This is a genomic window from Paenibacillus ihuae (assembly GCF_001368795.1).
GTDB lineage: Bacteria > Bacillota > Bacilli > Paenibacillales > Paenibacillaceae > Paenibacillus_AQ > Paenibacillus_AQ ihuae.
Map to the genome: position 1 here is coordinate 1,303,175 of NZ_LN831198.1, position 1,963 is coordinate 1,305,137.

A 1,963-nucleotide genomic window follows, 5' to 3' on the forward strand; every position below is an offset into this window, starting at 1 on the left:
TGCAAATGAATGGTTTACTTATGTGCTGACAGGGGTGGAGGAAGGAACCTACAAGTATACCTTCCTGATTACCAAGGATGGGATTACCGAGGAACTGTCAGACCCGAAACATACGGTTAACGGTGAATCGGCAGTAATTTACCATAATCCTGATGTCACCATAACAGCTACAGTTCAGCCGCAAGCGGTGACCTCTAATGAGAATGCTGTTGTGACGGTCAAAGCAGCTTCCGCGGAAGCAGTGTCTTACAAGGAAGGTTACATGGATTTGACCGCTCTGGGCGGACCGGCGAAGGTTAAGCTTGATATGGAGCTGCTGAAGCAGACGATTGCAGTGAAAGATACGGTAACGGCAGGAACCAAAACGATTCCAATTACGCTGATCGACCAGTACGGCAACAGTCATACAGGGGACACGGCCGTTGAGGTAAAAGCCAGAACGTATACGGGAGCTAAGCTTGATTTCGACTGGGATGAGGCGCGGATTTATTTTGCGCTCACAGACCGGTTTGCGGATGGCGACCTGAAGAACAATGAGAATGTGGACAAAACTCATCTGGAAGCCTATCACGGCGGGGATTTCCAGGGGATGATCGACAAGCTGGATTACCTGCAGGAGCTTGGTATTAACACGCTCTGGATTTCACCGGTTGTCGACAATATCGACTTCAACAAAGGCATTGATTTCGGCGGTACACAGTATGCTTATCATGGCTATTGGGCCAAAGATTTCACCCAGCTGGATGAGCATCTCGGCGATATGGCCACCTTCAAGCAGCTGATTGAGAAGGCACATGACAAGGGCATCAAAATTATGGTTGACGTTGTGCTGAATCATGCAGGCTACGGGCTTGAAGCGGGCGACAGCTACGAAGGCGTTACTGCCGAGGATAAAGCGCGCTTTGACGGAATGCTCCGCACAGACAACGTTTCGGCGGATACCGATCCGGTCAAGGGCGAGCTGGCAGGCTTGCCGGATTTCAAGACAGAGGATCCTGCAGTGCGCCAGCAAATTATCGACTGGCAGACAGGCTGGCTGGGCAATGCACGGACTGACCGCGGAGATACGATTGACTATTTCCGTGTGGATACAGTCAAGCATGTGGAGAGCACGACCTGGAAAGCATTCAAGAATGCATTGACTGCTATCGACCCAAGCTTCAAGCTGGTCGGCGAATTTTACGGCGGTACAATTGACAGTGACGGCGGCAATCTGCAATCTGGTCAAATGGATGCGCTGCTTGACTTTGGCTTCAAGAATGCAGCCAAAAATTTCACCGACGGCAAAATCACAGATGTAGATGCATACCTGCAAGACCGTGAATCTAAGTTAGATAACACTAAAACCATGGCCCAATTCCTGAGCAGCCATGACGAGAATGGCTTCCTCTCCGATTACGTGGACGGAGATCAAGGCAAGCTGATGATCGCGGCAGCGCTGCAGATTACGGCTAAAGGCCAGCCGGTTATCTATTACGGGGAAGAGCTGGGCCGTTCCGGCAGCAACGCCGGAGATATGGCCAAGGGAGAGTTTAGCGAGAACCGCGGAGATATGCCGTGGGATCAGCTGACAGCGGAGCAGGGGCTTCATGATCATTATCAGAAGCTGCTGAATATCCGGGCCCAGTATTCCAAAGTGTTCTCCAAAGGCACGCGCACGAAGCTGGCCGGTTCGGATGATCTGGGATACCTTGCCTTTAACAAACAGTATGACAATGTGAATGTTGTTACAGTAATCAATACGGGAAAAGATGCTTTGACGGTGAGTATACCGGTGCCTTTTGCCGCAGCTGCAGTTGTAAAAGATGAATACAGCGGTAAAACGTATACGGTATCCGGTGATCAGAAGGTGAGTATCGATCTTCCGGGCAGAGATGGAGGCGGAACAGTAATTCTGGCTGCAGTGCCTAATGTGAAACCGACGCCAACACCGACACCAACGCCAACGCCAACGCCGAAACCG

General features: G+C 51.0%; 1 protein-coding gene. It reads left to right on the forward strand.

Going from position 1 to position 1,963, the window contains the following annotated elements:
• The coding region (locus AQR02_RS33595; protein WP_245237152.1) for an alpha-amylase family glycosyl hydrolase at positions 1 to 1,963 on the forward strand (1,963 nt) is incomplete at both ends.